10 protein-coding genes and 1 tRNA gene are annotated in these 13505 nt (G+C 67.6%); 6 read left to right on the top strand and 5 right to left on the bottom strand.

Going from position 1 to position 13505, the window contains the following annotated elements:
* Positions 1-205 (bottom strand): hypothetical protein (locus tag KAH28_RS02670; protein WP_290574261.1); only part of this gene is annotated, 205 nt, incomplete at its 3' end.
* A 72-nt stretch (positions 206-277) separates the two neighbouring features.
* Here KAH28_RS02670 and KAH28_RS02665 point away from each other — a divergent pair.
* The 3 genes from KAH28_RS02665 to KAH28_RS02655 all read left to right on the top strand — a co-directional run bounded on the left by KAH28_RS02665 (position 278) and on the right by KAH28_RS02655 (position 3766).
* Complete coding sequence (locus tag KAH28_RS02665; protein ID WP_290574260.1) at positions 278-1462, top strand: pyridoxal phosphate-dependent aminotransferase; 1185 nt, start codon at positions 278-280, stop codon at positions 1460-1462.
* Between the two features lie 56 nt (positions 1463-1518).
* A tRNA-Asn gene (locus KAH28_RS02660) sits at positions 1519-1594 on the top strand.
* 234 nt (positions 1595-1828) lie between these two features.
* Positions 1829-3766 carry an aconitate hydratase gene (locus KAH28_RS02655; RefSeq protein ID WP_290574259.1) on the top strand — a complete coding sequence of 646 codons (1938 nt, stop codon included), beginning with the start codon at positions 1829-1831 and terminating at the stop codon, positions 3764-3766.
* Positions 3767-3836: 70 nt separating this feature from the next.
* Here KAH28_RS02655 and KAH28_RS02650 read toward each other — a convergent pair whose 3' ends face one another.
* The 4 genes from KAH28_RS02650 to KAH28_RS02635 form a co-directional block, all read right to left on the bottom strand.
* Entirely contained in the window at positions 3837-4511 is a 675-nt protein-coding gene (locus KAH28_RS02650; protein WP_290574258.1) for a transposase, read from the bottom strand.
* A 329-nt stretch (positions 4512-4840) separates the two neighbouring features.
* Positions 4841-5359 (bottom strand): DUF934 domain-containing protein, encoded by a 519-nt coding sequence (locus tag KAH28_RS02645; protein WP_290574257.1) that lies wholly within the window; start codon positions 5357-5359, stop codon positions 4841-4843.
* Positions 5359-7032, bottom strand: a complete 1674-nt coding sequence (locus tag KAH28_RS02640; RefSeq protein WP_290574256.1) for a nitrite/sulfite reductase — start codon at positions 7030-7032, stop codon at positions 5359-5361. Before KAH28_RS02640 ends, KAH28_RS02645 begins: the two co-directional genes overlap by 1 nt.
* Before the next feature lie 149 nt (positions 7033-7181).
* Positions 7182-7778: a TIGR04211 family SH3 domain-containing protein gene (locus KAH28_RS02635; protein WP_290574255.1), complete on the bottom strand. Its 597-nt coding sequence runs from the start codon at positions 7776-7778 to the stop codon at positions 7182-7184.
* A gap of 123 nt (positions 7779-7901) precedes the next feature.
* Between KAH28_RS02635 and KAH28_RS02630 the strand changes: the two genes are divergently transcribed.
* From KAH28_RS02630 to KAH28_RS02620, 3 genes are all read left to right on the top strand, one after another.
* Positions 7902-8993, top strand: coding sequence for an efflux RND transporter periplasmic adaptor subunit (locus KAH28_RS02630; protein ID WP_290574254.1), 1092 nt, complete (start codon positions 7902-7904; stop codon positions 8991-8993).
* Positions 8994-9136: 143 nt separating this feature from the next.
* Positions 9137-12232 carry an efflux RND transporter permease subunit gene (locus KAH28_RS02625; RefSeq protein ID WP_290574253.1) on the top strand — a complete coding sequence of 1032 codons (3096 nt, stop codon included), beginning with the start codon at positions 9137-9139 and terminating at the stop codon, positions 12230-12232.
* 737 nt (positions 12233-12969) lie between these two features.
* Positions 12970-13278, top strand: a complete 309-nt coding sequence (locus KAH28_RS02620) for an H-NS histone family protein (protein ID WP_290574252.1) — start codon at positions 12970-12972, stop codon at positions 13276-13278.
* Positions 13279-13505: the final 227 nt, after the last annotated feature.

The following is a 13505-nucleotide window of genomic DNA, read 5'->3' as shown; positions in this document are numbered from 1 at the left end:
AGGTCTTGCCCGAGCCGGTGACGCCGAGCAGCGTCTGGTGCAGCAGGCCGTCGTTGAGGCCGGCCACGAGCTGCTTGATGGCTTCGGGCTGGTCGCCGGCCGGCGGCCATTCGGACGCCAGCGTGAAGGCGCTCTCGCGTCGGCGCTCCAGTCGGACGGTCTTGTCCGTCGTCGAACCCACTTCCTTCGCATCGTCGTCGCGCATCGCCGTATGAAGCAGGCAGGTGAGCCGGGTATTATTGCGCGCCGCCGCCCTTACTGTCCGCAGGGACCGCACTTGGATAAGACACTCGCCGCGCGCGTCAACCGCATCAAGCCCTCTCCGACCCTCGCGGTCACCGCCAAGGCCGCGGAGCTGCGTGCCGCGGGCGAGGATGTCCTGTCGCTGGCCGCCGGCGAGCCCGACTTCGACACGCCCGAGCACATCAAGGAAGCGGCCATCAAGGCGCTGCGCGACGGCAAGACCAAGTACACCCCGGTGGGCGGCACGCCCGCGCTCAAGAAGGCCATTGCCGACAAGCACGCGCAGGACAACGGCCTCGAATACAAGCCGGGGCAGATCATCGCCTCGGTGGGCGGCAAGCAGGCCTGCTACAACGTCTGCCAGGCGCTGCTCAACGCCGGCGACGAGGTTCTGATCCCGGCGCCGTACTGGGTGTCCTACCCGGACATGGCGCTGCTCGCCGACGGCGAGCCGGTGATCGTGCCGACCACCGCCGAGAGCCGCTTCAAGATGACGCCGGAAGCACTGGAAGCCGCCATCACGCCGAAGACCCGACTGCTGTTCCTCAACAGCCCGTCCAACCCCTCGGGCATGGCCTACACGAAGGCCGAGCTCGCGGCGCTGGCCGAGGTGCTGCTGCGCCACCCGCGCATCGTCGTCGCCAGCGACGACATGTACGAGAAGATCCTCTGGTCGAGCGAGCCCTTCGCCAACATCGTCAATGCCTGTCCCGAGCTCTACGAGCGCACGGTCGTCATCCACGCCGTCTCCAAGACCTACTCGATGACCGGATGGCGGCTGGGCTGGTCGGCCGGGCCGGACTGGTTGATCGGCGCCATGGCCAACATCCAGTCGCAGTCCACCTCGAATCCGACCTCCATCGCCCAGGACGCCGCCATCGCCGCGCTCACCGGCGACCAGAGCTGTGTCGGCGAGATGACCGCGGCCTTCCGGGCCCGGCACGACAAGCTCGTCGAAGGGCTCGCGGCGCTGCCCGGCGTGCACTGTCACGCCGGCGACGGAACCTTCTACGCCTTCCCGGATTTCTCGGAAGCCATGACCAGGGCCGGTTTCGAGGATGACGTCGCCTTCGCCAATCACATCCTCGAGAAGGCCAGGGTCGCGCTCGTGCCCGGGTCCGCCTTCGGCTCCCCGGGCTGCATGCGGCTGTCCTACGCCACCAGTGACAAGGTGCTGGACGCGGCGGTCGAGCGACTGGGAACATTGCTCGGCGCCTGAGATCGCGTCGCCAGTGTTGCAGCGACAACACCCGGCCCTTAGAATGCGCGCCCTGTTCCGCGATAGCTCAGTCGGTAGAGCAAGTGACTGTTAATCACTGGGTCGTTGGTTCGAGTCCAACTCGCGGAGCCAGTCGAAGCACACGAAACCCCGGCAGCGATGCCGGGGTTTTTCTTTTTGCACGGTCTCCTCGCCCCGGATTGCAGCCCCTCTCCCTGCGGGGAGAGGGGAACGAGGCTCGTCAAGCAACATCGGGGACAGTATATTAATTCATTGGGCGCTGCCCCGGTTCCCGGTCCCCGCCTTCAGCGTCCGTCAACCGCGCCTGCGTTAGCCTGAGGATTCATTGCCAAAGGACACGAGCCCATGGCACAGGACGCGGCCAACGTCGCCCGCAAGCTGCTCCGCGATCACCTCGTCTCCGGCGAGATGACGCCCGGATCCGAGATCGGCATCCGCATCGACCACACCCTCACCCAGGACGCCACCGGCACCATGGTCATGCTGGAGCTGGAGGCGATGGGGGTGGATCGCGTGCAGACCGAGCTGTCGGCGCAGTACGTGGATCACAACCTGATCCAGGAGGATTACAGGAACCCCGACGATCACGTCTTCCTGCAGAGCGCCTGCCAGCGCTTCGGCGTCTGGTATTCGCGGCCGGGCAACGGCATCTCCCACGCGGTGCATCAGGAGCGCTTCGGGGCGCCCGGCCGCACCATGCTCGGCTCGGACAGTCACACGCCGGCAGCCGGGTCGCTGGGCATGCTGGCGATCGGCTCCGGCGGTCTGGAGGTGGCACTGGCCATGGCCGGCGAGCCCTTCCACATGAAGATGCCGGAGATCTGGGGTGTCGAGCTCACGGGCACGCTGCCTGACTGGGTCTCGGCCAAGGACGTGGTGCTGGAGATGCTGCGGCGGCACGGCGTCAAGGGCGGCGTCGGCCGCGTCATCGAGTACCACGGGCCGGGTCTCGAAAGTCTCTCGGCCATGGACCGGCATGTCATCGCCAACATGGGGGCGGAGCTCGGCGCCACCACCACGGTCTTTCCGTCCGACGCCACCACGCGACGCTACCTGCATGCGCAGGGGCGCGAGGACGCCTGGCACGAGCTGACCGCCGACACCGGCTGTGAATACGAACTGCATGATCACATCGATCTTTCCGAGCTGGTGCCGTTGATCGCGAAGCCCTCGTCACCCGGCAATGTGGTGCCGGTATCGGAGGTCGCCGGCGAGCCGCTCTACCAGGCCTACATCGGCTCGTCGGCCAACCCCGGTTATCGCGATTTCGCGGTCCCGGCGAAGATGGTCGAGGGGCGTGCCGTGGACGCGAAGGTCTCCTTCGACGTCAACCCCAGCTCGCGCGCGATGCTCGAGACCCTGACCCGCGACGGATGGCTCGGCCCGCTGCTGCACAGTGGCGCGCGCCTGCACCAGGCCGGCTGCAACGGTTGCATCGGCATGGGCCAGGCGCCGGCCACCGGGCGCAACTCGCTGCGCACCACGCCGCGCAACTTCCCGGGCCGCTCCGGAACGCCCGAGGACGCGGTCTTCCTGTGCAGCCCGGAAACCGCCACCGCCAGCGCGCTACGCGGCGAGATCACCGACCCGCGCACACTCGACTTCGCGTGTCCGAGCGCCGGCGAACCGGAGGATCCGGTGGTCAACGACACCATGCTGCAGGCGCCGTTGCCGCTGGAGATCGCGCGTCAGGTCGAGCTGGTGAAGGGCCCCAATATCGCCTCGCTGCCCGACTGCGAAGGCCTGCCGGACGCCCTGGAGCTGCCGGTGCTGCTCAGGGTGGGTGACAACGTTTCCACCGACGAGATCATGCGCGCCGGTGCCGAGGTGCTGCCGTACCGTTCGAACATCCCCGAGATCAGCAATTTCGTTTACGACCGAATCGATCCCGACTATCCCCGGCGTGCGCGCGAGACGGGCAACCACGCCATCGTCGGCGGCGAGAACTACGGCCAGGGCAGTTCACGCGAGCACGCAGCACTGGCGCCGCGCTATCTCGGCCTGCGCGTGGTAGTCGCGAAGCACTTCGCCCGCATCCACTGGCAGAACCTCGTCAATTTCGGCGTGCTGCCACTGACCTTCGCGAATCCCGACGATGCCGACGCCGTCGGGCAGGGGAGCACCATCGTGCTCGAGGACCTGCACCGGGCCCTGGCGGCCGGCCCCGAGGTCACCGCGACCGTGGACGGCAAGCCGGTTCAACTGATGCACGGCCTCTCCGAGCGCCAGCTCGCCCTGCTGCAGGCCGGCGGCCTGATCAACTGGCTCCGCAACCGCACCTGAGCCGGGAAGCCGGGGGCGAAACGTCCGCCCCGCAAGGAATCCGGGGGTACGAATCCGGGGGACGGTATGCCTATTCCGCGGTGGTGCTCGGCTGCGCCTTCCGCCCCGGGCGGCCGCGACGCAGGGGACGGTTCAGGAGCTTCTCGGCCTTCTGGAGGAACTTGTCGTCGGCAAGCGGGCGCCCCGTGCGCAGGTGTCGCTCCAGCATCTCGACCTCATCCGCGGGAAGTCCGTCGGTCATGTACGCGGCCCAATCGTCCACGATGGTCTTGACGTCGGCCGGGTCCACCAGCGGATCGCTCTTGCCGTGCAGATGCGCCGCCGCGCTCGACCACTGCCATGCCGCCGGGTCCTCGACCAGTCCGGCGCGTACCGGATTGAGCTCCACGTATCGCATGGCCTGCAACAGGTGCGACTCGTCCATCGGGTAGGAATGGAAGCGTTCCTGCCAGAGATGGCCCTGACAGTCCTGCCGGAGGTTGATGGCTCGCGTGTACCGGCGGTGCGCCTCGGCGAGCGCCGCCCGCAGGCCGTCCTCGGACGTCGGCACCATCACGAAGTGCACGTGATTGGGCATCAGGCAGTAGGCAAGGATTCTGGTGCCGGCCCTGGCGGCATAGGTGGCGACCAGCCCCCGGTACTCGGCGTAGTCGGCATCGCTGAAGAAGACCGTCTGCCGCCGGTTGCCACGCTGCGTGACATGGTGCGGCACGTTGGGGAGCACGACGCGGGCGAGGCGGGCCATGGGATTTCCGGGCAAGAACAGGAAATCAGTATACCGTCCCCGAAAATAGAGCGCAAAGGCCGGGTGCAAGCCGCGCGATGGGGTGCGACCAGGGGGCAGTAGCGTGCAGAGGGGGACAGACAGAACCGGGGACAGTGCACTTATTGGCTTGTGCCCGGGGCCTGCTACGCGCTTGCGGCACGGAAATAAATATACTGTCCCCCAGTCGTCGTCCCTAAGTCGTCGTCTGGGAGCGCTCATTCCGTATCGCTTGGTCGGCCTGGGCACCGAAAGCCCCGCTCCCCGCGGGGAGCGGGGTTGGGGTGAGGGGGGCAATCCGCGCCGGCGTATCAGCCGGCCGCCGCCTCGCGCCGCCGTTTCCAGATAGGCTCCACGCCATCGCAGGCGGGCTGGTACGCGTCACTGAAGGTCTCGAAGGCCTTCAGGCAGCCCTGCGGGTCCTGGTCGTCGCGCAGGGCGAAGGCGTTGACGCCGCAGCGGTCGAGTTCGTGCAGCTGATCGCGCACGACCGCCTGGCCGGTGGCGCGGATCTCGCCCTGGAAGCCGTAGCGGTCGCGCAGCAGGCGGGCCTGGGAATAGGCGCGGCCGTCCGGGAAGGCGGGGAAGTCGAGCGCGATGACCGTCCGATGCTGCAGCAGCGGCCAGCCCTCGGCCAGATCCAGCGTGTTGGGGATCAGCACGCCGGCGGCCGGGTGGCGGCCGTCGTCCTCGGCGGTGCCGTCCAGCAGCGTCTGCCAGCGCTCCCAGGTCACGATGACCGGGGTGTCATCGCCCGGCAGCGCGTCGTCCTCGCCGAGCAGGCGCCGGTCGTCCTCGACCACCGCGCGGTCACGGATGATCGCGGCCATCAGGCGGCCTCCGCCTTGCTCTTGTCCGGGTACAGCGCCGCCTTGAAGGGCGCCATGCCGACACGGCGATAGCAGTCCAGGAAGACCTCGTCCTCGCCCTCGCGGACTTCGAGATAGGTGCGGATGATGGTCTCGACCGCCTCGGCGACGTTCTCGCGCCCGACGGAAGGCCCGGTGCGATCACCCAGCGTGGCGTCGTTCTCGGACGAGCCGCCGAGGGTGATCTGATACCACTCCTCACCCTTCTTGTCGACGCCCAGCACGCCGATGTGGCCGACGCTGTGATGGCCGCAGCCGTTCATGCAGCCGGACATCTTGATCTTGATGGGCCCGACGTCGTAGAGGTAGTCCAGCGACTCGAAGCGGTCGAAGATCTCGTTGGACACGCCGATGGAGCCGGCATTGGCCAGCGAGCAGAAGTCCAGGCCGGGGCAGGTGATCATGTCGGTGACGAGCCCGATGTTGGGCGTCGCCAGGCCGTGCCCGGCCAGCGTCTGCCAGACCGCGTAGACGTCCTTCTCGGCGACGTCGGGCAGCACCAGGTTCTGGTCGTGGGTGGTGCGCAGCTCGCCGAAGCTGTAGCGCTCGGCGAGGTCCGCGACCACGTCCATCTGATCGGCCGTGCAGTCGCCGGGCGCGATGCCCTTCGCCTTCAGCGACACGAAGACCACCTTGTAGCCGTCCTGCCGGTGGGCGTGCACGTTGCGCTTGACGAAGGCGGCGAAGGCGCTGTCCTCGTCCTGCTTGCGCTGGAAGTCCTCGCTGGCCGCGTCGGCCGAGTAGGCCGGCGGCGCGAAGTAGGCCTGCATGCGCGCGATGTCCTCGGGCTGCAGGCGGTACTGGGCGTGGTCCAGCTGCCGCCATTCGGCCTCCACCATGTCACGGAAGGCTTCCGGACCGGTCGACTTGACCAGCACCTTGATGCGCGCGCGATGGATGTTGTCGCGGCGGCCCAGCCGGTTGTAGACGCGCAGGATGGCCTCGAGGTACGAGAACAGGTCGGCCTCGGGCAGGAAGTCGCGGATGCAGTGGCCGATCATCGGCATGCGGCCGAGGCCGCCGCCCACGAAGATGGCGTAGCCCAGCTCGCCGGCCTCGTTGCGCTTGATGTGCACGCCGATGTCGTGCACCTGCGTCGCCGCTCGGTCGGTGGTCGACGACGAGAACGCGATCTTGAACTTGCGCGGCAGCCAGTTGAACTCGGGGTGGAACGTGGACCACTGCCGCGTCAGCTCGCAGTAGGGGCGCGGGTCGACGAGCTCGTCGCGCGCCACGCCGGCGAGGTGGTCGGCGGTGATGTTGCGGATGCAGTTTCCGGAGGTCTGGATGGCGTGCATCTCGACCTCTGCCAGCTCGGCGAGGATGTCCGGCACTTCCTCCAGCTTTGGCCAGTTGTACTGGATGTTCTGGCGCGTGCTGAAGTGACCGTAGCCCTTGTCGTAGGTGCGCGCGATGTGGCCCAGCCGGCGCAGCTGATCTGCCGACAGGAGGCCATACGGGATGGCCACGCGCAGCATGGGGGCAAAGCGCTGGATGTACAGCCCGTTGCGCAGGCGCAGCGCCTTGAACTCCTCGTCGGGGATCTCGCCGGCGAGGTAGCGTTGCGTCTGGTCGCGGAACTGGGCGACGCGCTCGTTCACGAGCTGCTTGTCGATGGCGTCGTAGCGATACATGGCTGCGGGTGCGAACGTCCTCTAAGAACGGGCGCGCATAGTACGCCCGCCCCCAGCGACACAAAAGGGTATATGTCCGAAGGTTATGAGATAAGCTGCGTGATCGACGCCGAGCGCATCGAAAGCGCCCGCCGCAAAGGCGTCCGGGGCTAGAGGTCCCCGTACCCGCGTCGCTTGCGGCCGCGTGTCAGCATCGGCAGCAGCAGTCCGAAGACGATGCCCCCGCCAACCAGCGCCGCGCCGGTGATCAGCGTGCGCTGGCGCGCGACCTCGGCGTCATAGGCCTTGAGGCTCTGCTGCAGTTCCGCCTGGCGGGCCTCCAGCTGGGCCTCGAGCTCGGCGTTGCGGTCCGCCAGCTCCAGCGCCGGTGCGGCCTGCTCGAGGCGCCCCTGCAGCTGTTCGACCTGGCGCTCCAGCTCGGTGACGCGCGAGCGCTCCGATTCCAGCGCTTCGCGCGTGCTCGCGAGCTGCTCGGCGGCCGGCTTCTGCTCAGTGAGGAAGCGCGCTGCCAGCCAGCCTTCGCGCCCGTCCGGCAGCCGCACGCGCGCATAGCTGTTCTCGCCCATGGACTCGAGCAGCTCCATCTGCTGCCCGGTCTCCACGAAGGTGACCAGCTCGGCATCGCCCGAAGGCGCCTCGCGCAGCGCCAGGGTGCGGCCACCGTCGATGTAGCGGAGATTGTCCTGGGCCCAAGCGGTGCCGGCGGCGAGCAGACCGGCCGCGAGAAAAAGTCGTCGAAAGCGCATGGAGTCAGTGTAGCAAGCCCGAATGAATCCCTCGGATGCGGACACTGCAACAAGCCCCTAGGCAAGGCGCCACGGGAGCCACAGTTCCAGTAGTCTGCGCGTACGCATACTGCGGATCCGAATGTGAACCTCACCTTTCCCGGGCGTTCGTTCCCGCTGATCGGGCTGTGCCTGTGGGCATGGTCCGGCGCGCTCATCGCGCAGGGCGCGGAAGTGCGCGTCGTGCAGCCGCAGACGCGCTCCGCCAGCGACACCCTGACGCTCACCGGCAGCGTCACCGCCGAGCGCGATGCGTCGCTTTCACCCCGCCTGAGCGGTCTGGTCGACTCGGTCGCCGTCGATGCCGGCGCGCGCGTGACGCAGGGCGACACCCTGCTGATGCTCGATGACACCCTCGCGGAGCTGGCCCTGGCGCGCGCGGAGGTCGCTGTCGACGAGGGGCGCACCCGGCTCGAGGATGCCCGCCGGCTGCGCGACGAGCAGGAGACCCTGGCGCGCGACGGACGCATCCCTGCGTCCACCTACAAGTCCCAGCAGGCCGAGGCGCGGCTGGCGGAGGCGGCGCTGGAGCGGCTGCGTGCCGAAGCCGCCGAAGTGCGCGAGCGCGTGGCGCGACATGCGCTGGTGGCGCCGTTCGACGGCGTGATCCGCGCCCGCCTGACCGATCCGGGCGAATGGGTGGACACCGGCACCGCGGTCCTGGAGCTGGTGGCCACCGACCGGGTGCGCGTGGACGTCCAGGTCCCGCAGCAGTACATCGCCGTCCTCGCCGAGGGCGACGAGGCCGAGGTGCGGCTGGACGCCTTGCCCGATCGCGCGCTGTCCGGGCGCATCGGTGCGATGGTGCCGGTCAGCGATGCGCAGGCGCGCACCTTCCTGGCCCGGGTGGTCGTCGACGCCAGCGAGCACGACCGCGTCCTGCCCGGCCTGTCGGCGCGCGTGACCTTCTCGATCGGCGGGGTCGAGGACCGTCTCAGCATTCCGCGTGACGCGGTCACGCGCTATCCCGACGGCACCACCGTGGTCTGGACCGTCGAGCAGGGCGATGGCGGCGAGACCATCGCGCAGCGCCGGCGCGTGACACTGGGCGCAGCGCGCGGCGAGGCGGTGGACGTGCTCGAAGGGCTGGAAGCCGATACCCGCGTGGTCGTGCGCGGCAACGAGCGGCTGCGCGAAGGGCAGCGCATCGAGGTGCTGGAGGGCGGCGATGATTGATGGGGTGTTGTGCCTGGTGGCCCCCTCACCCCAACCCCTCTCCCCGGCGGGGAGAGGGGCTCTCGCGCCAACCCCGAGCGCGCTTGCCTCTCCCTGCCAGGGGCAGGGGCCAGGGGTGAGGGCCGAAGGGGACACCACGTCCCATGATTGAAGCAATCCTCCGCCGTGGCACCCTGCTGACCGTCATCGCGCTGGTGGTGGCGGTGCTGGGCATTCTGGCCGCCACGCGCGTGCCGGTGCAGATGATCCCCGATCTCGACGTGCGCACCATCAGTGTGCAGACGACCTGGCCTGGTGCAACGCCGCAGGACGTCGAGAAGGAGATCCTGGTCGAGCAGGAGGAATACCTGCGCGTGATCCCGAATCTCACGCGCATGGTGTCCTACGCATCGACCGGCAATGCGGACATCGAGCTGGAATTCCCCTTCGACGTCGACGTCACGGAAGCGCTCATAGACGTCAACAACGCGCTCTCGCAGGTGCCGTCGTACCCCGAGAACGTCGACCAGCCGCGGGTGTCGGCGAGCTCGTTCTCGCAGAACTCCTTCATGTACTACCGCGTCACGCCGCTGGACGGCAATCCGATGGGGCTGGACATCGACCTCATGCGGGATTTCATCGACGACAATGTGCGCACGCGCATGGAGCGCGTGTCCGGCGTGTCGCAGGTGCAGATCTGGGGCGGGGCGGAGCGGCAGGTCCAGATCCACGTCGACCCCGGTGCGCTGGCCGAGCGCGGCCTCACCATGCTGGACGTGCGCGACGCGGTGCGCGCGCGCAACCGCGACGTCTCGGCCGGCGACATCGACAGCGGCAAGCGTCGCTACCTGCTGCGCACGGTCGGACGCTACGACGAGGTCGCGGACCTCGAGGACACCATCCTGGCGCGCCGCGGCGATGCGCTCATCCGGCTGCGCGACGTCGCGCGCGTGGCCTTCGACCACTTCGAGATCCGCAGCGTCGCCTTCGACAGTCAGGACCGGATGATCATGCTGGCGGTGCGCCGCGTGACCGGTTCCAACGTCATCAGCATCAAGGAGGCGATGGCGCCGGTGGTGGCCGACATCAATCGCGATGTCATGGAACCGGCGGGTCTCAGCCTGGAGCTGATCAGCGACGACGTGCGCTACGTCGAGGCCTCGGTGATGAACGTCTGGCAGAACCTCGCCATCGGCGCGGTGCTGGCCACGCTGGTGATGTTCGCCTTCCTGCGGTCCATGCCGGCGACGCTCGTGGGGGTCATCGGCGTGCCGCTGTGCACCGTCGCGGCCTTCATCGGGCTGCTGGCGGCGGGGCGCACCATCAATGTCATCTCGCTGGCGGGCGTGGCCTTCGCCATCGGCATGACGCTGGACAACGCCATCGTGGTGCTGGAGGCCATCGAGCGCGAGCGCAGCCGTGGGCTCGGCCGGCTGGAAGCGGCGGCGGCCGGCGTGCGCCGGGTATGGCCGGCGGTGCTGGCATCCACCATGACCACGGTGCTGGTGTTCGCACCCATCCTGTTCATTCAGGAAGAGGCCGGACAGCTCTACTCGGACATCGCCGTCGCGATCTCGGCATCGATCCTCACCTCGATGCTGGTAGCGGTGACGCTGGTGCCGGCGGCGAGCGCGCGCATCAACTTCGCGGATGATTCCCGGGTGGCGGACTCGCGCTTCAAGCACGCGACGGTGGGCGCAGTGGCGTGGCTGGTGGCGCGGCCGGCGCGGCGCTGGGCCTACCTCGCGGTCATCGTCGGCGTCATCGGCGGCATCCTCTACTGGCTGACACCGCCGGCCGAGTACCTGCCGGAAGGCGAGGAGCCCAAGACCTTCGCCAGCATGTCGGCGCCGCCGGGCTACAACCTCACCGAGATGCTCGGCATCGCGCGCGAGCTGCAGGCCGAGCTGCGGCCCCACATCGGCGCGGACCGGGCCGCCTTCGCCAGCGGCGAGACCGACATCCCGCCCATCCGCTACATCAATCTCTCGGTGGAACCCACCGGCCTGCGCATCATCAGCGAGACCGAGACACCGGGTGATATCGACGCCCTGATGGCGGCGCTCACACGGATGTACGAGCGCTATCCCGGCATGCGGGCCTTCGCCGCGCGCGGCTCGATCATCTCGAGCAATGACGGCGGCACCCGCTCGGTCAACGTCGATATCTCCGGGCCCGACCTGGCTTCGATCTACACCGTGGCAGACCAGGTGTACCGCCGCGCCGAGGAAGTGCTTGGCAACCCGCAGATCAATTCCGACCCCGGCGCGCTGTCGCTGGACCAGCCCCTCATCGAGATCCGCCCGGACTGGGCGCGCGCCGCCGAGCTGGGTCTGGACGCCGACAGTCTCGGATTCTCCGTGGCCGCGCTCTCCGACGGCGCCTTCGTCGACGAGTTCTTCCTCGACGACGAGAAGATCGACATCTTCGCCTTCAGCGACGCCGGCAATGCGCAGGATCTGGGGCGTCTGCCGGAGCTGCCGCTGTTCACGCCCACCGGCCACGTCGTGCCGCTGTCCGCGGTCGCCGAGCTGGTCGAGACGGTGGATACCGACGAGATCCGGCGCGTGAACGGCAATCGCACGGTCACGCTCAATATCATCGCGCCGCGCAGCATCGCCCTGGAAACGGCCGTGGGCCTGGTGCGGAACGACGTCGTCAGCTATCTGGAGGATTCCGGCGAGGTGCCGGATGCCGTGCAGATGGACATCTCCGGCGCCAGCGACCAGCTGCAGGCCACGCGCGAATCCCTCTCGGGCAATTTCGTGGTGGCGCTGGTGCTGTGCTACCTGCTGATGGTGGCCATATTCGTGCACTGGGGCTTTCCGCTGCTCATCATGCTGACCGTGCCGCTGGGCATCGCCGGCGGCATCGCCGGCCTCGCGTTGCTGAATCTGGTCGTCCGCCAGCCCTTCGACATGATCACGATGCTGGGCTTTCTCATCCTGCTCGGCACGGTGGTCAACAACCCCATCCTGATCGTCGACCAGGCCCGCCACAATCTGAAGCAGGGCGGGCAGAGCATCGAGAAAGCCGTCACCGAGGCGGTCCGCATGCGCATCCGGCCGATCATGATGTCCATGATCACCACCATCTTCGGGCTGGGGCCACTGGTCTTCATTCCCGGCGCCGGCACCATCGTGCTGTTCGGCCTGATGGTGGCGACGCTGCTCACGCTCACCTTCCTGCCGACCTTGCTGGTCACGCTGCTGCGGCTGGCGGAACGGCTCAAGAGCGCGAAGCGCGGCGAGGCAGTCTGAACCCGCCAAGTGCAGGTCCCCGCTGCGCATTTCGCCGCATATAAACGTCTATCTCCGGGCTTCGCGAGAAGGCTCGGTAGTGATAACCCTGTAAGTTGGGGCAGGGCGGGAATGCGCCAAGCAACGCTGGCACGAAGGGCAATGGGCAGGCGGGGCTGGATTCAGCCCTGAACGCAACAGACGGCCACACCGTTCGCACGAACCAGAGCCGATAAGGTGGTGGGAGGCGGCGGCGTGCATCGTTTCGTATTCGAGTCGATGGGGCCGTCCGTCAAAGCGGAATTGACGACGCCGGCGTTGCGTCATGCCCCATGCTGCCGCGGCCTCGGTCCACGCCGTTTCGTCGGGTGGAAGCGACTCGCCGGGCTGCGGATGTTCGGATCAACCGCGCTGTGCGAGTAAACCGGATCTTGCCCTTGTTCACCGCTGCGCAATGGACCAGAACCGAGCCAAGTGCGCCGGTCCTTTTGCACTCGTTTCCTGTGAGGAGCGGGGGCGGCAAACGAGAAACGGCGCATGGCGTCAATCCCATGCAGTCACGAATGAATCGGGTCTGCGCATCGCGGTGCAATGCTTTTTCCGGAGGGAATCGCTGTACGCACGCTGCGGGTCGTCGGCGATTCTGCGGAGTGAAAGATCGTCAGGGTTGTTAAATGCCCGCAATAGTTATTATGATGACGCCGCCTTATTGAAGGCTTCGTGCAAGCGATCAATCACAACTTGAGGGTAATTAATAGATGAGCAAATATAAAGATCTTCTCACCAAGATCGAAACGCTGAAGGCGCAGGCCGAAGAAGAGCGCCGCAAGGAAATCGCCGACGTCGTCGCTGATATCAAGCAGAAGATGGCCGAATACGGCATCAAGCCCAGCGACCTCGGGTTCAGCGGCGGCCGTGCCAGCAAGTCGGCCAGCAAGGGCACCGTGGCCCCCAAGTACCGTGACCCCGCCACCGGCAAGACCTGGACCGGACGCGGCCGTGCACCCAAGTGGGTCGCCGAAGCCGAGTCGCGTGGCGTCAGCCGCGATACCTTCCTCATTTCCTGAGGCCGGGCGGCATCCTCTGCCCTCCACCCGTGCAAGGCGGAGGGCAGGGGAACCCGGGCGGTACATAAGGGGACAGTATACTGATTTTCGGCAGAATCGCCCGATTGGCGAGCGCCCACATCAAAATCAGTATACTGTCCCCTTTGCTTGAACGCGCGCACGCCAACGCCGCGCGAGCCGAGGCTGCTCCCTTCTCCCCGCCGGGGAGAAGGGCCGGGGATGAGGGG

The sequence above is a fragment of the Algiphilus sp. genome (assembly GCF_023145115.1).
GTDB lineage: Bacteria > Pseudomonadota > Gammaproteobacteria > Nevskiales > Nevskiaceae > Algiphilus.
Note: the sequence above shows the minus strand (reverse complement) of the source record. Positions and strands in the feature narration are given on the sequence as shown.